Origin of the sequence: Pantoea rodasii, assembly GCF_002095465.1 — a bacterium.
GTDB classification, from domain to species: domain Bacteria; phylum Pseudomonadota; class Gammaproteobacteria; order Enterobacterales; family Enterobacteriaceae; genus Pantoea; species Pantoea rodasii.
On the sequence record NZ_MLFP01000016.1, the window covers coordinates 90,005 to 114,628 of the forward strand.

General features: G+C 57.0%; 9 protein-coding genes and 5 pseudogenes. 2 read left to right on the forward strand and 12 right to left on the reverse strand.

The window, feature by feature from the left end:
- Positions 1-15: 15 nt before the first annotated feature.
- Positions 16-2,312: pseudogene (bcsB, locus tag HA45_RS18095) on the forward strand (cellulose biosynthesis cyclic di-GMP-binding regulatory protein BcsB).
- Positions 2,305-5,778: a cellulose synthase complex outer membrane protein BcsC gene (bcsC, locus tag HA45_RS18100; protein WP_100701499.1), complete on the forward strand. Its 3,474-nt coding sequence runs from the start codon at positions 2,305-2,307 to the stop codon at positions 5,776-5,778. Before bcsB (HA45_RS18095) ends, bcsC begins: the two are co-directional and overlap by 8 nt.
- A 96-nt stretch (positions 5,779-5,874) precedes the next feature.
- Here the strand turns inward: bcsC and HA45_RS18105 are convergent.
- The 12 genes and pseudogenes from HA45_RS18105 to dppA all read right to left on the reverse strand — a co-directional run bounded on the left by HA45_RS18105 (position 5,875) and on the right by dppA (position 23,734).
- Positions 5,875-6,878: pseudogene (locus HA45_RS18105) on the reverse strand (family 8 glycosyl hydrolase).
- 9 nt (positions 6,879-6,887) lie between these two features.
- A complete protein-coding gene (gene bcsD / locus HA45_RS18110; protein ID WP_100701501.1) occupies positions 6,888-7,334 on the reverse strand; it encodes a cellulose biosynthesis protein BcsD in 447 nt (148 codons plus the stop codon).
- Positions 7,335-11,136 (reverse strand): annotated as a pseudogene (locus tag HA45_RS18115) (cellulose biosynthesis protein BcsC).
- Between the two features lie 11 nt (positions 11,137-11,147).
- Positions 11,148-13,688 (reverse strand): cellulose biosynthesis cyclic di-GMP-binding regulatory protein BcsB, encoded by a 2,541-nt coding sequence (gene bcsB, locus HA45_RS18120; protein ID WP_100701503.1) that lies wholly within the window; start codon positions 13,686-13,688, stop codon positions 11,148-11,150.
- On the reverse strand, positions 13,685-15,790 hold the full coding sequence (gene bcsA, locus HA45_RS18125; RefSeq protein ID WP_100701504.1) for a UDP-forming cellulose synthase catalytic subunit: 2,106 nt from the start codon (positions 15,788-15,790) through the stop codon (positions 13,685-13,687). The genes bcsB (HA45_RS18120) and bcsA overlap by 4 nt, the downstream gene beginning before the upstream one ends.
- A gap of 62 nt (positions 15,791-15,852) precedes the next feature.
- A pseudogene (bcsQ, locus tag HA45_RS18130) lies at positions 15,853-16,652 on the reverse strand (cellulose biosynthesis protein BcsQ).
- Complete coding sequence (bcsO, locus tag HA45_RS18135) at positions 16,643-17,398, reverse strand: cellulose biosynthesis protein BcsO (protein WP_100701506.1); 756 nt, start codon at positions 17,396-17,398, stop codon at positions 16,643-16,645. The pseudogene bcsQ and the gene bcsO overlap by 10 nt, the downstream one beginning before the upstream one ends.
- Positions 17,399-17,874: 476 nt before the next feature.
- The gene (gene dppF / locus HA45_RS18140; RefSeq protein WP_100701507.1) at positions 17,875-18,882 is read right to left on the reverse strand and encodes a dipeptide ABC transporter ATP-binding subunit DppF; all 1,008 of its coding nucleotides are present in this window, start codon (positions 18,880-18,882) and stop codon (positions 17,875-17,877) included.
- Complete coding sequence (dppD, locus tag HA45_RS18145) at positions 18,872-19,858, reverse strand: dipeptide ABC transporter ATP-binding protein (protein WP_100701508.1); 987 nt, start codon at positions 19,856-19,858, stop codon at positions 18,872-18,874. The genes dppF and dppD overlap by 11 nt, the downstream gene beginning before the upstream one ends.
- A gap of 12 nt (positions 19,859-19,870) precedes the next feature.
- On the reverse strand, positions 19,871-20,773 hold the full coding sequence (dppC, locus tag HA45_RS18150; RefSeq protein WP_100701509.1) for a dipeptide ABC transporter permease DppC: 903 nt from the start codon (positions 20,771-20,773) through the stop codon (positions 19,871-19,873).
- Between the two features lie 9 nt (positions 20,774-20,782).
- Positions 20,783-21,802 (reverse strand): dipeptide ABC transporter permease DppB, encoded by a 1,020-nt coding sequence (dppB, locus tag HA45_RS18155; protein ID WP_100701510.1) that lies wholly within the window; start codon positions 21,800-21,802, stop codon positions 20,783-20,785.
- Between the two features lie 323 nt (positions 21,803-22,125).
- Positions 22,126-23,734: pseudogene (gene dppA / locus HA45_RS18160) on the reverse strand (dipeptide ABC transporter periplasmic-binding protein DppA).
- Positions 23,735-24,624 lie beyond the last annotated feature (890 nt).

Here is a 24,624-nt window from a genome sequence, read left to right on the forward strand (position 1 = left end):
GTTGATGATAAGACCATGACGAGAAAACTGAGCTGGTTCACTGCCCTGCTGCTGGGCACCGCAACGTTGGCACAGGCTGCGCCGCAACCTTCTGCACCGGAAGCGCCGCGCGCCAGTGCCCAAACGCCGCTGCCGGTGGTGAGTCAACCGCTGGATAGCAACGCGCCGCTGCGTGACAGCCAGCTGCTGTTTAATCAGGTTGCACCACCGCCGGGCAGCATGACGCTGCGCGGCACCGAGCCCACCAGCCAGATCGAGTTTGGCGTACGCAGTGATGAAGTGGTGACACGCGCCTTGCTAACGCTCAGCTACCGCCCATCACCGGCGCTGATCCCGACGCTGTCACAGCTCAAGGTCTATCTCAACGATGAACTGGTGGGACTGGTCACCGTCACCGCCGATCAGTTGGGCAAAGAAAATCAAACCCAGCTGCCGATCGATCCGCGTTTTATCGGCGACTTTAACCGCGTGCGCCTCGAACTGGTCGGTCATTACGCCAACGTGTGTGAAAACCCGGCCAACAGCACCATCTGGATGGATATCGGCAAAGAGAGCAAGCTCGACCTGACGCTGCAAAAACTGCCGCTGAAGAACGACCTGTCGCATTTCCCGGAACCGTTCTTTGATGCCCGCGACAGCCGACCGCTGCAATTGCCGATGGTGTTCAGCAATCAGCCTAACCTGCAGCAGCAGCGCGCCGCCGGGATTCTGGCGTCATGGTTTGGCAGCAAAGCGCAGTGGCGCGGTCAGTCCTTCCCGGTGCTGTATAACCAGCTACCGAACGCGCAGCATGCGGTGGTGTTTGCCACCAACGATCATCGTCCCGACTTCCTGAAAGATTTGCCACCGGTTGATAAGCCGACCGTTGAAATGGTCAGCCAGCCGGACAATCCGTACGAAAAAATGCTGCTGATTCTCGGCCGCGATGACAAAGACCTGCTGACCGCCGTCGAAGGTATTGCGCAGGGCGAACTGCTGCTGCGCGGTGAAACCTCAACCATCGACAGCGTGAAGTTGCTGGCAGCGCGCCAGGCCTATGATGCGCCAAACTGGGTGCGCACCGATCGCCGCACCACCTTTGCCGAACTGACGCAATATCAGAACCAGCTGCAGGGCGATGGCTTACAGCCCAACCCGATCAGCCTGACGCTGAATCTGCCACCGGATCTGTTCCTGGTGCGCGCGCGCGGTATTGATATGGATCTGATTTATCGTTACACCTCGCCGATCCAGCAGGATGGCTCGCGTCTGGCGGTTCACCTGAACAATCAGTTCATGCAGGACTATCCGCTGACGATGAAAGACACCGCGGGCCAGCAGTTGATGCACATTCCGCTGATGCAAGGCTTGCAGGACAGCAGCCGCCAGCTAACCATCCCGGCGCTGCGTCTTGGCGTGGTCAACCAACTGCGCTTCAACTTTGATTACGCCAATACCTTTATTGGCGGCACCGCCGATGGTCGCTGCGAAACGGTCACCGCCGTGGGCCATCATGTGGTGATTGACGATAACTCCAGCATCGACTTCTCTGGCTATCGCCACTATATCGAGATGCCGTCGCTCGGCGCGTTCGCCAACGCCGGTTTCCCTTACAGCCGCTACGCCGACCTGGCGCAGACGCTGGTGCTGGTGCAACCGAAACCGGACAACGGCGAAGTCAGCACCCTGCTGAATGCGCTGGGTGCTATCGGTGCCCAAACGGGCTATCCGGCACTGCGCGTGCAAATGAGCGATGACTGGAACCAGGCGAAAGACAAAGACGCCGATCTGCTCATGATCGGCGGCATTCCGCAGGATCTGCAGGACGACAAGAAGATCAATCTGCTGGCCGATGCGGCGCGCAGTTGGATCAACATGCCATCCCGTCCGATTACCGCGCAGAACGTGCCGGTGTCCGCCAGCGATCGTGCGGTTGAGAGCCAGACCGGCATCAGCTCACGCGGACCGATGGGTGCGATAGTCGGTTTCCAGTCGCCGTTTAACGATCAGCGCAGCGTGGTCGCACTGTTAGCCGACAGCCCGCGCGGCTGGGATCTGCTGAACAATGCCCTGCTCGACAGCGGCAAGCGCGCCGCCGTATTCGGTTCCGCCACCATTGTGCGTGAATCAGGCGTCACCAGCGTGCGCGTCGGCGATACCTACTTCGTCGGCCATCTGCATGGTGGGAACGCCTGTGGAATATGCTGGCGACCCATCCGGTATGGCTGGCGATTTGTGCCGTCGTAGTGGTGATTCTGTTTGCTCTGATGGCATGGCGCTTGATGCGCATGGTGAGCCGTCGTCGCCTGGCCGAGCTGGAAGACGATGAATAAACTGCCACTCGGGCTGCTGATTACCAGCATCCTGGCGGGCTCCGGCATCGCTGCCGAGGGTCCGCAGGTGTCACCGGTTGACTGGCTGCTGATGCAAATTCGCACCGGCGAATCCACCAACAAGGTCGATTTGGTGCAGCAGTCGCTTTATCGCCTGGAAAAAATCGATCCGGATAATCCGCAGGTACTGGCGGCGCAAATTCGCATGGCACTGCGTCAGGGCGATGTAGCGAAAGCGCAAACCCTGCTGGATCAACTGAAAAAAGCGGCACCGAATGCCGCCGCTACGCGAGAATCCGAAACCGGCCTGCGTCTGATGAGTACCGAAGGGCGCCAGCAGCTGCAACAGGCACGTTTGCTGGCGACAGCGGGCCGTGTTGAAGAAGCCAAAGCGGCCTGGGATGCCCTGTTCCACGGCGTGTTCCCGGATGTGAATACCGAACTGGAATACTGGCGGCTGGTGGCGCGTTTACCCGGGCAACAGCCGACTGCTTATCGCCAATTGCAGGCGCTGGAAGCGCGTTATCCCGGCAATATCGGGGTTGAACTGCAGCTGGCGCGTATGGCGTTTGATAACAATCAGCCAGGCGAGGCGCTGGTGCAGCTGCGTCGTCTGGCCAATCGTGACGGCGGGCGCGATGCCGCCTCCGAACTCTGGCTGCAGCAGATTCAAAATCAGCCGGTGTCAGATGGCACGGTAGCGAGCCTTAAGCAGTATCTGCAGGTGTTTACTTCCGGTGATGCGCAACAGCGCGGCGCAGAAGAGTTGGCGCAGCAGCAGAAGCTGTTAGCCGATCCGGCTTACCGACAACGCATGCGTGGGCTGGCGCTGGTGGATGCCGGCGGTGGCGCAGGCGCCATTGCCTCACTCAGCGCCGCGCTGAAAGCCAATCCGAATGATGCCGAGCTGATGGGCGCGATGGGCCAGGCGCAGGCGCGCGCCAACAACCGCGCAGCGGCGATCAGCTGGCTGCAGAAAGCGATTCAGGCCGGACAGGCCAGCACGCAAGTGGGCAAATGGCAGTCGCTGCTGCAAACCAACCGCTACTGGCTGGCGATCAACAACGGCGATGACGCACTGAAAAAAGGCGATGTGGCGGGTGCGGAACGCCAATATCGCAGTGCTCAGGCCATCGATAACCGTGACAGCTGGGCGCTGATTGGCCTCGGCGATGTCGCGCAGGCGCGAAAAAATGACGCGCAGGCAGAGCAGTACTGGCAACAGGCGCTGCGCCTCGATCGCAGCAATACTACCGCCGTGCGCCGACTGGCCGCGCTGTATCAGCAGCAGTCTCCTGCCCGCGCCATGGCGTTTATCAATTCACTGCCCGCCGCGCAACAGCGCTCGCTGGCGGAGACATTGCGCTCGCTGCGCAGTGACAGCCTGCGGGCAGAAGCGGATGCGCTAGCGCAACAGGGCCAATGGCATCAGGCGGTGGTGAAATATCGCCAGGCCGCGCAGGACAATCCCAACGATATCTGGCTCTCGTACCGTTTAGCCGGCGCACTGCGCAGCAGCGGTGAAGAAGCACAAGGCGCTCAGGTGATGGACGCCATGGTGCGCCAACACGCGCAGGAACCCGCCGCACTCTATGCCTGGGCACTGTGGCTCTCATCCGGCGATCAGGATGATGCGGCACTGGCGGCACTTCATCGCTTGCCGGAAACCCGCTGGGACAGCAATATGCATGAGCTGGCGGATCGCTTAACCCAGGATAAGGTATACGCCCGCGCCACCGAGCTGCGCGCCAACGGCAATGAATCTGCTGCGCTGGCGCTGCTGCAACAGCAGCCGGCCTCGACGCGACGTGATATCACCCTGGCGGACTGGGCACTGGAACGCGGCGACGCGAAATCCGCGCTGGCGAGTTACCAACGTGTCCTGCAGCAGGATGCCACCAACAATGACGCCGCGCTGGGCCGCATCGAAGCACTTATCGCCCTGAAGCGCACCGGTGAAGCGCGCAAAGCGCTGCAAGCTTTACCCACCAGCGTAGCGCAGCAAAATATCAACAGCGGACGCCGCGTGGCGCTGGCCTGGCAAAACAGTGGCGACACGGCGCGCGCACAGCAGCTGTTTAATGATTTAAAAACCCGTGCCGCCACAGAAGCCCCATCGCAAAGCAAAGCGCTGGTGTATCGGGATGCGGCGCGGCTGGAAATTCAGCAGCAACAGCCTGAGGCGGCGCAGCAGGATTATCGTCTGGCGATGGCGGCCAGCGGCATCAGCACCGACGCGCCGCAGGATAACGACCGCTATACACAACTGACGCGCAATAACGCCGGTGATGACTGGCTGAAGCGCGGTATTCGCAGCGACGCTGCCGATCTTTATCGTCAGCAGGACACCACTTTTACGCTCGAACAGGATTATTCGCGCGATAAGGGCACCGGCGGCATTTCCGATTTCACCGCGCATACCACCATGATGCAGGCGGAAACGCCGCTGGCCGACGGGCGCAGTTTTGTGCGCGTTGATCATGTGCTGGTGTCAGCGGGCACGTTTTCCACCAGCGATGGTAGCCACAACGAACGGTTTGGCAGCTGTAACGATGACAACTCCGGTGGCTGTAGCCGCGACTTTACCCAGCGCGATGAAGGCACGGCGATTGGCGTTGGCTGGCATAACGATCGCTGGTCTGGCGATATTGGCACCACGCCGCTCGGCTTCGAAGTCACCAACTGGGTAGGCGGGCTGAGCTGGAAAACCGATGTGGATGATATTGGCGTGACCTTCAGTGCGTCACGCCGGCCGATTTCCAGTTCGCTGCTGGCGTATGCTGGTGCACGCGATCCATCCGCCAATGGCGGAAAAACCTGGGGCGGCGTTGTCGCAACCGGTGGTTCGGTGGGACTAAGTTACGATCAGGGCGGCGCGAATGGCATATGGGCCGATATCAGCGCCCATCAAATCACCGGGGAAAATGTCGCAGACAACAGCCGTGAACGTGCCATGGCTGGTTATTACTACAAGCTGATCAACGAGGACAATCGCCGCGCCACCGTCGGTCTGAACAGCATGCTGTGGCATTACCAGAAAGACCTCAGCGACTACACCTTCGGCCAGGGCGGCTATTACAGCCCGCAGCAGTACTTCTCGCTCTCGGTGCCAGTGACTTATCGTCAGCGCACCGATAACTGGTCATATGATGTGGGCGGCTCGGTCTCCTGGTCACAATCACAAACCAGCGGCCAGCAGCGTTATCCGGTCAATCCTGGCTTCACGCTGGATTCCAACCCGACCTCCGACAGCAGCTCCGGCAACGGTTTCGGTTACACCCTGCAAGCGGTGGTAGAACGGCGCGTCACGCCGCACTGGTCAGTGGGACTCGCCATGGATATTCAGCAGGCCAAGGATTACACACCGAGCCACGGCTTAATCTACATGCGCTATTCAATGGCTGGCTGGAACGGTGATATGGATATGCCGCCACAGCCGCTCGAACCGTATGCGAATTTTAAATAAAAAAGCCGTACTTCATTTGTGAAGTACGGCCTCTTCGGTTGCGCAATAAATTGCACCGCTACGAATCATCGCGCGCGGTGGTAACGGCGCAATAGTTTAGCGTTTTTCCTGATACGCCAGCCAGGTCAGCAACTGCAAGCTGGCGGAGAAGTAGTTCTGATCCGGCGCTAAGTGGTCACTGAGATAACCGGTTTGATTCAGGGTCAGATCGCGAATCGCCAGCAAACCACCGTCCATATTGTACGGCGCCGGGGTGTTAGCGAGCACATCAAACCAGGCAGGAGTCGTTTGACGACCATAACCCTGCCAGACGCGCTGGAACGGCACCAGACGCAGGCTTTGCGGGTCATACCACCAAATGTTGAGCGGGACACGAATCGCATCATAGCTGAAGCGATTGGAGTAACCCACCGCCGGTGCCACCGAACCATCGGCATTCAGCGCCACCCAATCCAGCGGCAAACCGGTTTTGCCAAAGTGCATATCACCCAGCAGCGCCATACCATCATCAATCAGGCTGTTCCACACGCGCAGGTGGCTGTGTTCCGCAAACTCCTTCCATGCGGCAAACAGGAAATACGATGGATTCAACACCACATAGCTGTTTTTGTTGAAGCCCTGGGCACCCGGCAACATCACCGTGTGGCCGCCAAAAGTGGTGACGTTCTGTTTCACGATGGCGCGCTGAATGCGGTCAGAGGTTGATTGGTAATCACCGCCCCACTTTTGCCCCGCACGCTGTAGCGCCCACGCTATCAACACATCGCCATCAGAGGCATTGTTTTGTCTGCAATCGGGTTCGCCGCACCCGGCGTGTAACGCCAGTAGAACAGATCGTTTTGCGGATTACGCAGATGGGTGCGCGTCCACTTCCACAGCAAATCAAACGTAGTGCGGTCGTCGTTCGCCACCGCCAGCAGCATGCCGTAACCCTGACCTTCGGTATGACTGACATTGTTGTTGGCCGTATCACTGATACGACCATCGCTGCTCATGAAGCGGCCTTTAAAGGTGCTCCAGCCATCTGCGGCAGCCTGGGCGCTGAAAAACATCACCATGAAACACAGCATCCATTGACGCCAGAAGCGCATGACTCTCATCAAACTTTCCTATTGATAACGGTAATGCAGCGTGTTGCCGTCATTCTTCTCAAAGGTGACCGGCACCGCAGCGCTGCCGCCCTGTGCCTGTAGCCACTGTGAATACACACCGGCCAGCACGGCGCTCATCGCCAGCTGCCAGCGCTCTGCACTCACGTTGCTGTCGCCCTGCGGCAACGCGTGATGCTGAATCAAAATGGCATTTTCCAGTGGCTGAAGCTGGGTGAAGCCCCAGCTAAAGCGCGCCAGTTGCAGATTCATCTCGCGCTCCAAATCCTGCACGGTGCGCGCTTCCGCTAAAGGATAGCGTGCTGCCAGCGATGCGCCCACATTGTTGAGGAAGCCTTCGGCTTCCTCGCCCGCGTTGTCCAGCATCCCTTCAATCATCACGCTGACCAGATCAAACCAACCCGGCTGATGCGGATGGTTGACGCGCGCGGTTGCCTGCTCACTCATTTAGTTGTCTCCGAACAGATAACGGAAGTACAGATTCGCTGTGCTTTCGTTGTAATCGCCAAAGGTGTCGTAGCCTAATTGCCCACCCACAGTGACATCTTTGTTGATCTTATAATCCGCACCGGCATGCAAGTTATAGCCAATGCCGTTTTTACTCTCGCCGCTGTAATACGCGCTCTTCACGTAGCCCAGATCGGCCAGACTCTGCATTTGTGCCTGGTAAGTCGGATCGTTCGGGAAGTAAGCGCTCTTATCCTGACTGTAGGATTGATAACCCACTGAACCACCAACGTTCACTTTCAGATCGTCAAATTTGCGGCTGAAATCAATCGGGAAGGAGACCGACGCGTAGTTCTGCGGGCTGAAGTAACCACCCTGACCATAGCTGAAGTAGCTGAGGTTTTTCGAGTAATCCATCCACGACAGGCTCATGCCCACTTTCAGCTCGCGATCGTCGTAGTGGAACGGACGCACGTAAGCACCGGCGGTTGCCTGGACGCTGTTGTTGCTTGCTACGTTTTCACCAATGTAGCTGTACGCGCCACCACCGACGTAAAACCGGCATCGCCGTTATCGTAGCTCAGCAAGGCGTTACCGCCGTTTTTGGTCACGCGGCCCCAGCGTTTACCGCTGGTTTTGTCTTCCACGCCGACATAAGAAAGCAGGCTGTCGGTCATCGCGCGACGTTCACCGGTGAGGATCAGCGTCAGGAAGTCAGTCAGTTTCGGTGACCACTGCACGCCACCCACCAGGGTACTCAGATCCTGACCCAGCGGCGTACTGCCAAGGTCGATCTTGTAGCTGTCGCCTTTCAACGCCAGGTTCAGCTCAACGCCTGTCGCTTTCTGTGAATCGGTAGAAGAAGTCGGCACATCATCAATTTTGGCATTGCCTGCTGCCACCACTTTGCCCTGCTCTAACGCATTGGTGCCGAAACGTTGCCACGCATCGCCCCCTGCACTACCCGCCGTCAGAGAGATTGGCGTCATGGTGAAGTCAAAGCGCGATTCGCCAAACGGAACGGTCGAGAAGGTCAGCGGCGCTTTGGCTTCGGTCAGCTTGCTCAGGCCCGATTCGCCGTCACGACCGCGAATCTGCATGCCGCCCTGAACCCAGGTGCCGGTTTTCTCTTGCAGGTCATCCATCATGTTGTCGATCTGACGCAATGTCTGGCTCTGCTGAATCGCTGGCGTATTGCTCGCCAGGGTAGATCCCGCAGCGCTGCTGATGACATCCGGTGCCGACTGCCATGGCATTACCGCGCCATAGGACGACGGAGAACGTCCCACCGGCGAAGTGCCACGGTTGATGAACGGGTTATCCGACAAGGCCAGGCCACCCACGCTTGGCGTTTCACCATTGGTGGCGCCCTGCAGGCCAATCAACTGACCGCGCGCGCTGCGCAGATAGCTCATCGCCTGGCTGTGATTACCGTTCGCTTCCGCCACGCGCGCCAGTAATAGCTGACGATCCGGTGACTGCTCGTTGTTCAGACCGCGCGTCAGGGTATTGGCTTTATTGACGTCGTTGTTGGCCAGCGCCACGTTGATCGCGCCGGTACGCGCATCTTGTGTTGGCGTGTCCTGCGTCATCAGGTAGTCATACACCACGCCAGCTTCTTTGTTCATCTTGCCGGACTGATACAGTCGCGCCATGGCGAACATCAGATCGCGGTTCTGTGGATCGTGTTGCAGTGCGCCCACCAGCTTGTCGTAAGCCGCAGCGTATTGCTTCTGCTCGCGCAGACGATCCACCTCGTTGATCACATAACCGTTACGAATACCGGCCAGCTGCGTTGGCGTACTGCGCGCCTGCAACTCTGGGCTACTGAGGAAACTCTGCGCTTCGGTATTCAGGCCGGCCTGGTTCAGCACCGCAACCTGTGCCGCATAATCACCGGCGTTACCCTGAATGCCGCGCTGCATGTTGCTGCGCACCACCGAGACCGCGGTGGTGAGATCGCCTGCTTTCGCCAGCTTCTGCGCCAGGTTACCGGCATCCACCGGGTTAGACGGCGGCGATGACGCCAGCGCACGCAAGGTGTTCGCCGCTGCTGCATTGGAGCCCTGCGCCAGATACTGATCGGCGGTAGACATCTGCAGGTTGAAGTTCACGCGCTGCGCTAATTCGCGCATGTCGCTGCTCTTACTGCCGTTCGGTATGCGTGACAGCAGTAAGCTCGCCTGCTGCCAGGCACCGCTTTCGCTGGCGTTCAGTGCGCCGGCATACAGCTCTGTGGTGCTGGCACCGGTACGCATCGCTGGCTGCATGATATTGGCGGCCATCATGCTGTCGCCCTGCGCGCGATAAATACGCGCCAGATCGAGACGTAACCAGCCATCGTTCGGGAAGCGTTGGATACCGCTGTTTAGCGTGGCAATCGCCGCGCTGTTGTTGCCGGCGGCTAACTCACGCTTGGCCTGCGCACGAATCGGATCGGTGCTGCTGCCGCGCGGGGCCACGCTCTGGCGGACGCTATCCGGCAGAGAAGCCAGTAAGGTATTCGCCTCAGCGCTGCGGTTCTGCTGACGCAACACGTAGAACAGGCCTTCTTTGGCATTACGGTTGTTCGCATCGCTCTGCAGGATGGAACGATAAGTTTGTTCCGCCTGATCGAGTTGATTGCTGCGACGCTGCACGTCAGCGCGGAACAGCTTGGCTGAGACGCCTTTTCACCATCGGCCTGCGCCAGAGGTTCACTCAGCGCTAACGCCTGCGCGCTGTCACCGTTTTTCAGTGCCTGCTGCGCGGTCGCCAGCTGGGCATAGAAGCGAGCATCGGCAGCCTGCTTCTGGCGCGTGTCGCTCTGATCGCCGCCCATCTGCGCGGCGCGCGTCAGGTAATCAGCGGCTTCCGCATAGCGTCCAGCACGCTGAGCGACATAGCCCATACCGGCCAGCGCATCGGCATCCTGTGGGTTGGCTTGCAGCACTTTCTCAAAGTTGTTTTGCGCGTTGCTGACATCACCGCTGTTGAGCGCGGTAAAGCCGGCACCTTTCTCGGCACCACCGACGTTTTTACGGTAGTAATCCAGCACCGCGTTGTCCTGCGGATGACGCTGCTGCCAGGTTTGGTACAGCGAGGCATCGGAAGCCTGCGGGCCCAACCACAACAGCGCCTGGCGCAGTGAACGGTCAGCATCTTTATTGCCATCCGCCAGCGTGCCCAGCAAATCAATACCCTGACGACGGGTCGATTCCTGATAGGTTAGCGCCTTGCCCAGCGCCAGTTTCGCGCCAGTGTCCTGCGGATGGTCGGCCGCGAATTGACGCAGCGCTTCCACCGCCTGCGGCAGCATCGAGCGATCGCCGGCCATGGTCAGGTAATATTCTGCCGCCACGCTCGGCGGTGGCTCATTACCGTTAAAGGTGTTGCGCCAGGTTTGCAGCGACGCCGCAATGTTGCCACTGCGTGCCTGTTGACGCGCCAGTGACAGCTGCGCCTGTGGAATGGTTTGCAGCTGGCGCGCGTTATCCAGTTCGCTCAGATGCGGATCGTTGGGCGATACCGCACTCAGGCGTGCACGCCACTGCGCCGCTTCGGCTGTGCCACCGCTCTGCTGGGAATACAGCGCCAGCAGATAGAGCGCCTGGGTGTTGTTGGGTTCTACCATCAACACTTTTTGCAGCGAAGATTTGGCTAAATCGTCATGCGCTTTCTGATGCCAGTAAGCCGCCTGATCGAACAACGCTTGTAACGCAGGATTGGTGCTCTCGGCCGCCAGCAGCGGCTGAGAGAACGTCAGTGCCCCACCCAGAATCAAGGCATGACGAATACCGGCACTTAACAGATTTTTTTTCATTGTTTTTATCCTTACTTCTTGCCGGACTTGCTATCAGCTTTCGGGTTGAGACGTCGCCACGCATGACGTTTCAGCATCGCCCAGGCGCTACCGCCTACCAGCGCAGAAAGCAGGACTGCCGCTAGCGCCATCAGCACCGAGTGCTGGTTGGCATACCACACCACCATCATGTACCACGGCATTTCACCGCTCGGGAATTGCGGACCGACGCGGAAGCTGCGAATACCGTTTTCATCAGTGATGATGGCGGTATCGCCACGAATACCTGCGTTGATACGCGCCGAATTCAGATCTTCATGCAGACGTAACAGCTGTTGATCGCTGGTCGCTACCGTCATCACCACCAGACGGTCCGCGTTCCACGGCGAGCGGTAGCTGACAAAGCCACGCCACGCTTCATTCGAGGAGAAGTAACGATCGGCATCCAGCTGCTGAAGATTCCAGTCGCCGGTCAGCCAGCCACGCAGCTTGTCCCACGTTGTGGGTTCTTTCACGCCCAGCGTGTTACCGCTGGTTTCATACGGCGTGTTGGCCAGCATCTGCTGATTAAATTCACTGTTCTGCGTGGTGCTCACCGCCAGCAGATCGCTGTCCTGCAGGCGCGTCAGATTGGTGCCGCCATTCGGCAGACCAAACAGCACCTGATTCTGTAACAGCGGCACACCGGTGGCGTTACCAGCACGTGAAGACATATCCAGCAGCGTGGAGATCTCCGCATCAGTCGGTTTTTCCGGCAGCAGTAAAGTGGTCTGCGAGAAATCCGCCAGACGTGAGAACGGGAACGACGCACCGACGAAGTACGACAGGTTCGGCAGCATAGTGAAGTGACGCGTGTGGCTCAGGTCGATCCACGAATCATCTTCAATACGGCTCTTGATGTTGTTGTTCAGCAGCACACCGCATGGCGCATCCGCTTTCGGCTTGATGTTGAAGTACAACGCCAGCTGGTTATCACCGTAAATCAGATACGGCTCCAGCTTCAGGGTGTAATGCTCCTGACGCGCATCGCCGCCTAAACGATGCCAGGCGCTTTCCAGCAAGCCGACTTTATTCACGGTCAGGTTGCGCAGGAAGGTGCCGTTAATCATCACGTTAAGGAATGACTTGTTCTCATCAATCCAGCTTTCTGACGGGAAGCGATAGTGCAGTTCCACCGGAATGGTGTCGCCATCCCACATGAACAGGTCCGGCGCCGCGCGGAAGTTCACGCTCAGCGCATCGTGCCAGATGCCGGTGGTGGTCAGACTCTGATCTTTACGCAGCAGCTCGCTCAAACGCACCGGACGGCTGGTGTTGATCCAGCGTGGCGCATCGTAAGGCTTGCGCAGGCCAATTGGCTGCGGCTGCACGTTCAGGCTGCTGGCATCGGTGGCCAGCGGCTGGGTGGTTAAGCGGTTGGCCGCCTGACGCAGCTGGGCATCATCCGCGCCGACCACGAGCAGCAATTTGTAAATCGGGTTGTTCGGGTTATCAATCACCTGCAGCAGCGGGCCGTTGGTCGCAGGCAAGGTTACAGTACCGATCTTGTCACCGGGATGGCCAATCAGAATGCCGTTGTGCTCAGGCAGATCGCCACGCACCACCGGGAAACGGATACCACGATAATCCGATTGAATACCCATCCACGATGCTACCAATGCCGCAGCGCTGATGCTGTCCGGCGTGGCGTTGGCGGTAAAACCAAAGGTCACGCTGGCGGGCGTCATGCGCTGCGCATCCATAAACGGACGCGGGAAGTTGCGCAGGCTGGTGCCGATGTTCAACTGCTGGCCTTCAAGGCTCAGCGTGGTTTTCGGCAGAATCGACACCTGATACTGCTGCGCGCTCTCTTTTTCACACAGCAGTTTGTCGGCATCGTTAATTTTAAAGCTGAGGTTGTTGCTTGAGACCACCATCGCCGCCGGAATATCCAGCTGATAGTCGCTGACATCGCTGTCGCTCGATCCCAATGGCAAGGTGCCCAGCGGCTGACCGTTCAGCATCAGCTGCAACGAGGTATTACGCGCCGCCAGTGCCGCAGAAACGCGCAGCGACAGATTCAGGCGCGCGTTGGTGATCACTTCATCGCTCGGCAGGGTAAACACGATACCGGATTGCAGCTGGCCGCCGGTCAGGGTAATGCCCTGCGGCTGGCCCATCTGCGCCACGGAAATGGTGCTGCTCACCGGCTGATTTAGCATGGCAGAAGCCGCAACGGGTGCAGCAACCGGTGCCGCAGGCGCCACATCAGGCAGCACCATCTCTGGTGAAGACGTGGTAGCAGGCAACTGCGTATCGGGTGCCGACGTATTCGGGGAGTTAGCTGCAGGCATATCAGCCGCAGCCGGCGCAGCATTTTCAGTGGCTGGCGCATTTTCAGCTGGCGTATAAGGCGTGGCACCCGCCGCCTGTTGCAGCTGTGCATCCGCCTCGCTTTGAATACCTTGCGGTGGCGGCACGTTGGAGAGCGCGCCGCTATCCTGCGTCACCGCTGGGGTTTCTGCCCAGGCCGGGGCGAGCAGCAGCGCCGTCGCCAGCGAGCTTGCCAGCAACGTTTGCGTCAAATTCTTCATACTGCGCTGTCCTCTTTCACTGTCGCCTGGTTGTCACGCTTACGCTTCTCACGGCGATCTTTCCAGGTCAGCCAGAACAGCTCAAATACGGTACGAATAATAGTGCCCAGCGAGACCAGCGGATTGTCCGCTTTGTATTCTGGCTGGATCCACGCATCGGCACGCGCCAAAACTACACGCACCAGCTCGCGGCGGCGTGACAGCGGCATATCGCCAAAGCGCAGACGGATAGATTCCTCATCGCCAGAGATTTTACTCACTGGAATGGTGATGGCACCGGACTTCAACAGCAGATCAATCTCTTCGATCTCATCGTGCTCATGACGATTATCTGGCGCATCCAGCTGCGCGCCACCCATCGACAGATCGCTGGTTTGGGTACGGGAAGAGATGCCGCTGGCGTAGTGAATCACCGCCGGAATCTGCACCTCGATACGGATGGTTTTACGCACCTGCTTGGTTTCACGTGCCACGGCAATCGCCGCCATCAGGATGATCAGGCTGAACACCGCCCAGCCGACGTTGAGGGCAATAACGTAAGGATCCACGCCAAAGTAGTCATGCGCGACAGCACGCACCACGCCCGCCACGATACCAATGGTCAGCAGCACCGCGACAATCACATGCGGACGCACGATGTGGAAGTCGAAGAAGCCCTGATCCAGCAAACCGCCTTTATCCGTAACGTTAAACTTCCCGCGCTTCGGTGCCAGCATGGTCAGCAACGTCGGGATAACGAGGTGGAAGCACATCACGGTTTCGTAGATTTCACCCCAGAAGGTGTAACGGAACTTACCGTTCATGCGGGAGTTGACGTACAGCGACATCACCAGATGCGGCAATACGTAGGCAAAGATCAGCGATGCCGACGAATGAATGATGTTCAGGTTGAACAGCAGATACGCCAGCGGCGCGGTCAGGAACGCTACGCGCGGCAGACCGAACTGGAAGTGCAGCATGGCGTTAAGGTAGCAAAGACGCTGCTGCCATTTCAGACCCCGGCCAAACAGCGGGTTATCGACGCGGAAAATCTGCGTCATACCACGCGCCCAGCGGTTACGCTGTACCACGTGCAGACCCAGACGTTCGGTGGCCAGACCGGCAGCCAGCGGGATCGCCAGGAAGGCCGAGCCCCAACCCAGACGCTGCATTTTCAGCGCGGTATGGGCATCTTCGGTCACGGTTTCCACCGCAAAGCCACCAATCTCTTCCAGCGCGCTACGGCGAATCACCGCACAGGAACCGCAGAAGAAAGTCGCGTTCCAGTTATCGTTACCCTGCTGAACCGGGCCGTAGAACAAGGCGCCTTCGTTCGGGATAGTCCGCGCCGCACGCAGGTTACGCTCGAACGGATCGGGTGAGTAGAAGTAGTGCGGCGTCTGTAGCAGCGCCAGCTTGGGATCTTTCAGGAACGGACCGACGGTCGCCTGCAGGAAAGTACGGGTTGCCACGTGGTCACAGTCAAAGATGCAAATCAGCTCACCTTTGGTGATTTTCATCGCATGGTTGAGGTTACCGGCTTTCGCATGGCTGTTGTCGTCACGGGTGATATAGCCCACGCCCACGTCAGCGGCAAATACCGCAAACTCACTGCGCTTACCGTCATCCAGCAAATAAACTTTGAGTTTATCGCGGGGATAATCGATGCACTGCGCCGCCAGCACGGTATCACGCACTACGTCGAGGCTTTCGTTATAGGTCGGGACATAGACGTCAACGGTTGGCCACAGGCTGGTATCGTCCGGCAACGGTTCGATAGTACGTTTTAATGGCCAGGTGGTCTGCAGGAAGCCAAGGATCAGAATCAACCAGACGTACAGTTCAGCCAGATATAAGCCGATGCCGAGAATCGCTTCGACCTCGGAATTAAACTGCAGCGTCTCTGTGGTGCGCCACCAGATATATCGGGTCGACATCAGCGCAGAAAGGATAACCATCACAACGGTTATTTTGCGGCTTTTGCTGAAGCCCAGTAAAAACATCATCCCGATGCTGATTAAGCCAAAAATATATTGTTTTTGGCTGTCCATAGGCGTGATGACGATTACCGCGGCCACAGGTGCAAGCACCAGCAGCAGCAGGTAAAACCCGAGTTTACTCATGATTCACCCTAGAGAAGCTGTGTTGTTATTATTGCTAATACCGCCAGACAAGCGTCTGGCGATTAATAATGGCTACGAATGGGAGCCTGAACTTCACCGTTACCCACGGTAATACTCAGGATATTGGCCACGCGTTTCGCCACCAGTTCAATATCAAATGCCGCCGCAGAAGCCGGGCTGAAATCATAAACTGATTGTTGTGAGGCATTCGCTTCCGCGACACTTTCATCACGGTGCACCACGCCTAATAAATTTTCACCCAGGCGCTGCTGCATAAAGTCCGTCACTTCACGGCTAATATTGCGGCGATTGTCACTCTGGTTAAGCACGAAATAGTGACCACGCTTATTATTAAGTGGCTGACCTATCATGCGGTCATTTTCAATTTGCGGCAGCAAAGAGACGGAGGCGGTATCGGCCAGCATCACCACTAAATGCATATCGGCCAATGCCTGCATAGCTTTAAGTGCCGGACCAGGACCCGGCGGGAAATCGGCAATAATCACCAGTCCCGGATAATTTAAAACTGTGTCCAGACCACGACGCAGGAAATGCGGGTCCTTAATTAAGTTCTCTTCAAAACGCTCACGCTGCTCTTCGGTGACGTCGCCATAAGGCATGACGAAAATATTACCGCCGGTGGTGAGGATGGACTGGCTCCAGTCGGCCAGCTCTTCCGAACGCGCTACAAAGCCACGACCGTCGTGCAAAGGCACACCAAATGCAGGCGCAATGCGTTCTGGACATCGAAATCGATTGCCAACACCTTGCTGCCAGCGCGAGCCAGACTCCATGCAAGGTTGGCCGCCATGGTGGTTTTCCCTACTCCCCCTTTTGGCGAGCACACACAAACTAACGGCATAGCGCAATCTTCTCCAATAGCGGTTTTAAGGGTGTTTCTTTAGAAATATTAGCAGGTTCCGCGGGACGTGAGCGGAACAGTGAGCCAAAGCGAGACGGTGCAGCAGCTGGACGCGCCGGTTCTGCTGGTGCGGCGAACGTTGGCGCAGGTGCAGGACGCGCTGGCTCAGCCGGTGCGGCATACACAGGCGCAGGTGCAGCCGGGCGCGCCGCTTCAACCGGTGCGGCAAAGATCGGTGCAGATGCAACCGCCGGAGCGGGTACGACTGCGGCCGCCGGTTTTGCCGGTGCGGGTGGAAACAGTGAAGTGGTCGCCTGACGTTCAACGTGCGTGGCTTTCGGCGCCTGGGTCAATACAGAAGGTGCCGATTTAGCCGCCGGAGCAGGCGGGAACAGTGATGAAATGCCCGCTGGTGGCGTCGCAGGGGTAGATTCAACCGGCGCAGTGGCCGCCAGGCTATCAAGAATCGAACCGCGTGAGGTGCTGGCAACCGGGGCAACCACCACAGGCGCAGCCTGCATTGGCGCAGCCGGTGCAGTAAATTCATCGCCACGAATTGGCTGTGGCTGTGGCAGGTCAATACGCTGACCACTGCCTAACTCTGGCTCATTATCGGTCGCCAACTGGCGAATGATCGCCCACTGGCTGTGATCCGCTTCCTGCGATTGCCCAGACATATCCTTAAAAGCGATATCAAGCGTTTTGGTCTTTTCTTTAAAACGCTGCAGATCGTCGTAATTCTTCATGATCAGAGCCTGTAAAAGCGGGAGGGAATTTTCCGCGAATATATCACACACATTAAAAGAGAGTGAGAGAATTCTGATTATAAAAACGGCGCATTCAACAAAAGACTTTTATCAATATGATTGAAAATCTGGCAATGCAAAAAGCATGCAGATATTTAAGGCCGGAGATTTATTAATATCGATTAACTGAAATAATAACGGCAAAAACATTCACCTAAGCTACTGATATGATGCGGAAGTGGTATAAGTTACGGATTTAACAGACGTGTGATTATGCTCACATAATCCTGACGCTATTCAGAATTTGCCTTAACGATTAATGACTTTATCAGGACCAATCCATTACTGATGCGCTGGGGTAATACATTTCAAAGCGTTGTCGGCAGATACATTTTTCGCGTAAGCAACTCTGAAGTATAACGCACGAAAAAATAAAGGCCCCCGCAGGAGCCTTTAGTCATTTCTGGCGTTATTAATTACACGCCCACAGGCTGATTCTCATCCTGATCCACCGCGAAACAGGCAATCTGCTGATCGCCATACTGCTTCAGTTTGGGCTGCAACTGAACGCAGGTGCCAAAGCGACGGCGGCAGCGCGCGTTAAACGCACAGCCCGGCGGCGGATTCAGCGGACTAGGCAGCTCGCCGGTGAGTTTAATACGTTCGCGACGCTCATCCGGATTAAGACGCGGCGTGGCTGACAACAATGCCTGCGTATAAGGGTGACGCGGATTGCTGAAAATCGCCTCTTTGCTGCCTTTCTCCACACAGCGGCCGAGATACATCACCATCACTTCGTCAGCAATGTGTTCAACGACCGACAGGTCATGCGAAATGAACACATACGACAAACCCAAATCCTGCTGCAAATCCATCATCAGGTTCAGCACCTGCGCGCGCACCGACACGTCCAGCGCCGAGACCGGTTCATCGGCAATCAGCACGTCGGGATCGAGCATCAAACCACGCGCAATGGCGATACGCTGACGCTGACCACCGGAGAACATGTGCGGATAGCGGTCGTAATGTTCGGTTTTCAGGCCAACCTTCGCCATCATCTCCAGCGTTTTCTCGCGACGTTCCGCTTTAGTCAGTGAGGTATTGATCACCAACGGCTCTTCGAGAATCTGGCTGACTTTTTTGCGTGGATTGAGTGAGCCATACGGGTTCTGGAACACGATCTGGATTTTCTGACGACGCAGCTTTTGCGCCTGCGGGTCGTGCTTGAGCAAGTCCTGACCGTGCCAGTACAGCTGGCCTTCGGTCGGCGTTTCAATCATGGTCAGCAAACGGCCAAGGGTGGATTTTCCACAACCCGACTCGCCCACCACCGCCAGCGTTTTGCCACGTTCAAGATTAAACGACACGCCATCCAGCGCTTTGACCAGACGCTCCTGGCCAAACAGCCCTTTCTTCACCGGGTAATGCTTTTTCAGGTCGATCGCCTGCAGCAGGTAATCCTGCTTAGTGTTATCAAGACTCATAAGTTGGTCTCCCGGCATCATCCAGTGGGAAATGGCATTTAGACTGGCGACCCGGAATGTCACGCAGTTCAGGTTCTTCACGACGGCAGCGTTCAGTCACATACGGACAGCGCGGATTGAGCAAACAGCCGGTTGGACGGTCATACTTGCCCGGCACCACACCCGGCAGCGAGGCGAGACGCGCTTTATCCGCCGCAAACTCAGGCAATGCACGCAGCAACGCCTGGGTGTACGGATGACGTGGCGCTTTGAAGATATCCACCGCTTTGCCGCTTTCCACCACCTGACCGGCGTACATCACGATGATGTGCTGCGCGGCTTCTGCCACCAGCGCCAAATCGTGGGTGATCAGGATCAGCGCCATGTTCTCCTGCTTCTGCAATTCCAGCAGCAGTTCGATGATTTGCGCCTGAATGGTCACATCCAGCGCCGTCGTCGGTTCGTCGGCAATCAGCAATTTGGGTTTGCAGGCAATCGCCATAGCGATCATCACGCGCTGGCTCATGCCGCCAGACAGCTGATGCGGGTAAACATCCAGACGTGATGCTGCATCGGGAATCCCCACCTGATCCAGCAAATCAATCGCGCGCTGACGACGGGTGCGTTTGCTGCCGCCCTGATGCACCTTCAGCGCTTCCATGATCTGGAAGCCCACGGTGTAGCACGGGTTAAGGCTGGTCATCGGGTCCTGGAAGATCATCGCCACTTCGGCGCCCACCAGCTGGCGGCGCTCTTTCTCGGAGATCTTTTGCAAATCGCGCTGGTTGAACTCCAGCTTTTCCGCCTTCACACGGCCGGGATAATCAATCAGACCCATAATCGCCAGCGAGCTGACCGATTTACCGGAGCCGGATTCACCCACAATCCCCACCACCTGGCCTTGTTCAACCTGATAGCTGATACGGTCTACTGCACGGAACGGTGTTTTTTCGTCGCCGAAGTGCACCGACAGTTTTTCTACATTTAATAGTGCCATCTCGGTGCCTCTTTACTGCTTGAGTTTCGGGTCGAGTGCATCACGCAAACCATCGCCCATGAGGTTGAATGCCAGCACGGTGAGCAGGATGACGACACCAGGGAACGTCACGACCCACCAGGCACTTTGCGCATACTGCAATACGTCGGAGAGCATGGTGCCCCACTCCGGCGTAGGCGGTTGCGCCCCCATTCCGAGAAAGCCCAACGCCGCCATATCAAGGATGGCGTTGGAGAAACCTAATGACGCCTGCACGATCAGCGGTGCCAGGCAGTTAGGCAGAATATTGACGAACATCTGGCGCAGCGTACCGGCCCCCGCCACGCTGGAAGCGGTCACGTAATCACGGTTCACTTCCACCAGCACCGCAGCACGCGTCAGACGGATATAGTGCGGCAGGGCGACGAAGGTAATCGCCAGCGAGGCGTTCACAATCGACGGGCCGAAGATCGCCACCAGCACCAGTGCCAACAGCAAGCTTGGCAGCGCCAGCATGATATCCACCAGGCGCATGATGATCGCATCCACCACACCGCCGAGGTAACCGGCCATCAGGCCAAAGACCACGCCGAGAATCAGCGACAGCACCACCACCAGACAGCCGACCAACAGTGACAGGCGCGCACCGTACATCAGGCGCGACAACACATCGCGGCCCACGTCATCGGTGCCAAAGATAAATTTCCAGCTGCCACCATCCTGCCAAACCGGCGGATGGAGCAGCGCATCGCGGAACTGCTCTGACGGCGCGTGCGGTGCCAGCACGTCGGCAAAGATGGCGATCAGCAGCATCAGGATGATGTAAAACAGGCCAATCACCGCGCCTTTATTACGTTTGAAGTAGTGCCAGAATTCCTGAATCGGGGTCATCGGCTTGGGTGCAGCGCTTACGCTTGCGGGATCAACAGTTGTCATGATGCCCCCTTATTTCTTATGTCGAATGCGCGGATTGACCACGCCGTACAACAGATCAACCAGCAGGTTGACCACGATGATCAGAATCGCCACCAGCAGCACGCCGCCCTGCACCACCGGATAGTCACGGCGTTGCAATGCTTCGATCAGCCAGCGACCGAGTCCCGGCCATGAGAAGATGGTTTCCGTCAGAATCGCACCGGCCAGCAAAGCACCGACCTGCAAACCGATAACGGTGACCACCGGCAGCATGGCGTTGCGCAGCGCATGCACCACAATCACACGCATACGCGTCAGGCCTTTGGCGCGTGCGGTGCGGATGTAATCCTCACCCAGCACTTCCAGCATTGAGGAGCGCGTCATACGCACAATCACCGCCAGCGGGATGGTGCCGAGCACGATGGCCGGCAGAATCATATGCATCACCGCATCTTTAAAATCACCCGGCTCGCCCCAGATCAGCGTATCGATCAGCATGAAGCCGGTGAGCGGATGGCTGTCATCGAGGAAGATGATGTCACTGATGCGCCCGGAAACCGGCGTCAGGTTCCACTGCACCGACACCAGCATGATCAGCATGATGCCCCACCAGAAAATCGGCATCGAGTAGCCGGTCAATGAGATACCGACCGCCGTATGGTCGAATACTGAGCCGCGCTTAACCGCAGCCAGCACGCCCACTGGAATGCCCACCGCAATGGCGAAGAGCATTGCGCAGAAGCCGAGTTCCAGTGTGGCTTTGAAACGGGGCACAAACTCATCCCATACCGGGATGCGGCTTTTCAGTGAGATGCCGAGGTCGCCGTGCAGCACACCGTTGATATAGGTGATGTACTGTTTCCACATTGGCTGGTCGAGGCCAAATTGGGCCATCAGCTGGGCGTGACGCTCGGGAGAGATGCCGCGTTCACCCGCCATGATCAGCACCGGGTCGCCGGGGATCAGATGGACAAACGCAAAGGTCAGTAAGGTAATACCGATGAACGTTGGGATGACAAGGCCCAGACGTCGGAATATGAATTGCAGCATAAGCCGGATTCTCAGTCATTTCCCGTGGCGTTACCGCCAGGGACTACATTGCTCACAACACGCAATCGACAAAGCCGACCGCGACGCAAGAAGCGCTTCAAAATCCCCGTCATACTTCACGCTGCATCTGCGTTAGCTGCGTTCGCTCATCCCAGTCACTTACTTGAGTAAGCTCCCGGGCATTCACGAACTTGCCGCCTTTCTGTAGCGTGAATTATTTAGGGTATATAAGAAATTAGCCGGAAAAAAAGTGCGGAGACCGGGCGGCAAAGGTGCCGCCCGAGGGCCAGCAGCGCTGGCCCAGACCGCGATAATCCGAAAGGTTATTCCTGGATATCGACGTTTCGAAGTGATGTTTACCTAATGGATCAACCACATAGCCTGTCACTTTCTTGCTCACCGGCTCATACACGGTGGAGTGAGCGATGATCAGTGCCGGAGCCTGGTCATGCATCACCACCTGAGCCTGTTTGTAGAGCTCGATACGTTTGTTGTGATCGGCTTCTGAACGCGCTGGCTGAATCAGATCTTCAAACGGCTTGTAGCACCAGCGAGAGTAGTTAGAACCGTCTTTCGCCGCAGCACAGCTGAACAGGGTGGCGAAGAAGTTATCCGGATCCCCATTATCACCGGTCCAGCCCATCATCACGGTCTGGTGTTCACCGGCTTTAGCACGTTTCAGGTACTCGCCCCACTCGAAGGTGACGATCTTGGCCTTCACGCCGATTTTCGCCCAGTCAGCCTGAACCATTTCCGCCATACGACGGGCGTTCGGGTTGTAAGGACGCTGTACCGGCATTGCCCACAGGTCGATAGAGAAACCATCCGGCATGCCTGCTTCTTTCAGCAGCTCTTTGGCTTTCGCCGGATCGTAGGCGTAATCCTTGATGTCGTCGTTGTAGCCCCACATGGTTGGCGGGATCAGGTTTTTCGCGGCCTGGCCAGCGCCCTGATAAACGGCATCAATGATGGCTTGTTTGTTTACCGCCATGGTCAGTGCCTGACGCACTTTCACGTTATCCAGCGGTTTTTCTCGGTGTTGAATGACAGGTAACCGACGTTCAGACCAGGCTGTTCCATCAGGTTAATTTTGTCATCTTTCTTCATGCTGGCGATGTCAGCCGGGTTCGGGTACGGCATCACCTGGCACTCACCCTTCTGCAGTTTGGCGTAACGCACAGACGCATCAGGCGTGATGGAGAACACCAGACGATCAATCTTCGGCTTGGTGCCCCAGAAGTCCGGGTTGGCTTTATACAGAATGCGTGAGTCTTTCTGATACTGCTGCAGCACGAATGGGCCGGTGCCCACTGGATTGAGGTCCAGCTTCTCTGGCGTGCCGGCTTTCAGCATGTTGTCAGCGTACTCTTTTGACAGGATTGAGGCGAAGTCCATGCCGAGGTCAGCAATGAACGGCGCTTCTGGACGCGTCAGGGTGAAGCGTACGGTGTAATCGTCAACTTTCTCGATTTTTGCGATCAGCTTAGGCATGTCCATGCCTTCGAAGTATTCGTAGCTGCCGCCCGAAACACCGTGGAACTTGTTGTTTTTGTCGAGCTGGCGCTCGAAGGAGAACACGACATCGTCAGCGTTGAAGGTACGAGTGGGCTTGAAGTCTTTGGTGGTTTGCCACTTCACGCCCTGACGCAGGTGGAAGGTGTAAGTTTTACCGTCTTCGCTAACGTCCCACTTCTCAGCCAGACCCGGCTGCAACTCGGTAGTACCGGTTTTGAACTCAACCAGACGGTTGTAGATCGGCACGGAGCTGGCATCGTAAGTGGTACCCGATGTGAAGAGCTGTGGGTTGAAGCCTTCCGGCGAACCTTCAGAACAATAAACGAGGGTTTTCGCCTGGACACCCGCGGCAACGGTCAAAGCAATCAGGCTTAGACCGACCTTCAGCATCCTGGATTTAGCCAGGGAGTTGATCATGTTTTGCTCCATTGTGATGTGATGTTGTGTGCGTCGCCCGACCTCTGAATTTTTTTATGCGGTTCGGGCAGCATGCGAGTGGTTTATTTTGTCATCCGATAGCCAGTGGCTCTCTGAATCGCCCTACTCTGCATGTTATTGACGCATCAATTTGTCAACAGTTGCAAAGAACGTCAATACAAGGTGGGGTTATTTACACAGAGTGTGAGTAAGTGCAAGCAACGATAAAAAACAGGGTTATTGCGCTCAGCCAAAATTTAAAAAGGTGATAAAGCGCTCAATGCCGCGTGATTATCTGGCTATGGTGCCAAATGACAGTGATTATCACCGCTAAAAAACACACAAAAGTTATTGGTAAATGTCGAATATCTGAACGATTCTCCGTGCGTTATGACGTTCAGGCAGCGAAATATGCTGGGGTAATGGCATAAGAAATCAGCAAAAAGCAAAAAGCGGTCATAAGAAGAATGTGTCGCGAATTAAGCAGGCGGGGTTGACTGAGTAAGGGATGGAGTACGTAAAGTGGGAATAATGACGGGTAAGGTTGATTTGCCGGATGGGATCGGTGAATTAGCGGGTTAGGAATAAATACCATCGCTTTTGTTTGGTGCGCTGCTCAGGGAAGGCGGCTCGATCGCAAAGACGGCGTAAATACATCCCTGTAGCCTCGGCCGCCGCATCCTTGCGGCGGACGCTTTGCTCCCCGAGCCGCCTTCCCATCGCACATCAGCATTGATAATGCTGTTTTGAAAAGCAGCGCGCACAGAATCAGATGAAGGAGGGAATTCGGGGCCGCGGAGTAAAGCGTTACACGCCAGGGATGGCGTGTGTCGAGCGATCAGGGACGAGACAGCGACTTTACGCAGCGGCCCCGTATTCACTCCTGACTG

Excerpts from the sequence above, each read along its gene's own strand:
- bcsC (WP_100701499.1), top strand. The coding sequence starts at position 2,305 with ATGAATAAACTGCCACTCGGGCTGCTGATTACCAGCATCCTGGCGGGC.
- bcsD (WP_100701501.1), bottom strand. The coding sequence starts at position 7,334 with ATGAGTGAGCAGGCAACCGCGCGCGTCAACCATCCGCATCAGCCGGGT.
- bcsB (WP_100701503.1), bottom strand. The coding sequence starts at position 13,688 with ATGAAGAATTTGACGCAAACGTTGCTGGCAAGCTCGCTGGCGACGGCG.
- bcsA (WP_100701504.1), bottom strand. The coding sequence starts at position 15,790 with ATGAGTAAACTCGGGTTTTACCTGCTGCTGCTGGTGCTTGCACCTGTG.
- bcsO (WP_100701506.1), bottom strand. The coding sequence starts at position 17,398 with ATGAAGAATTACGACGATCTGCAGCGTTTTAAAGAAAAGACCAAAACG.
- dppF (WP_100701507.1), bottom strand. The coding sequence starts at position 18,882 with ATGAGTCTTGATAACACTAAGCAGGATTACCTGCTGCAGGCGATCGAC.
- dppD (WP_100701508.1), bottom strand. The coding sequence starts at position 19,858 with ATGGCACTATTAAATGTAGAAAAACTGTCGGTGCACTTCGGCGACGAA.
- dppC (WP_100701509.1), bottom strand. The coding sequence starts at position 20,773 with ATGACAACTGTTGATCCCGCAAGCGTAAGCGCTGCACCCAAGCCGATG.
- dppB (WP_100701510.1), bottom strand. The coding sequence starts at position 21,802 with ATGCTGCAATTCATATTCCGACGTCTGGGCCTTGTCATCCCAACGTTC.